The sequence below is a fragment of the Profundicola chukchiensis genome, from assembly GCF_029664245.1.
Classification (GTDB): Bacteria; Bacteroidota; Bacteroidia; order Flavobacteriales; family Weeksellaceae; genus Profundicola; species Profundicola chukchiensis.
In genome coordinates, this window is record NZ_JANAIE010000057.1 from 1 (window position 1) to 231 (window position 231).

At 59.7% G+C, this 231-nt stretch carries 1 protein-coding gene; it reads left to right on the plus strand.

Going from position 1 to position 231, the window contains the following annotated elements; all coding sequences use genetic code 11:
• Positions 1 to 231, plus strand: a 231-nt coding sequence (locus NLM59_RS11660) for a hypothetical protein (RefSeq protein WP_304417954.1), incomplete at both ends; no start/stop codon positions are given.

Genomic DNA, 231 nt, shown 5'->3' on the forward strand with positions numbered 1-231 from the left:
GGATCGCGCTCTGTATCATCGGGGCGTTTGCGCTTGCCATCGCCACGCTTTCGGTAAGCGGTGCGTCTTCGGGCGGAAACGTGATGATGATCGTCGGGCTGCAGATGTTTGTGGGGTCCGCCTGTCTGGCGGTGGTGGCGGGCTTCACCGAAACCATCGAAATCACCTGGTCGTGGCAGCTGATTGTCGCCTTCCTTTACACCACATTCGTGCCCGGACTTCTGGCGACAT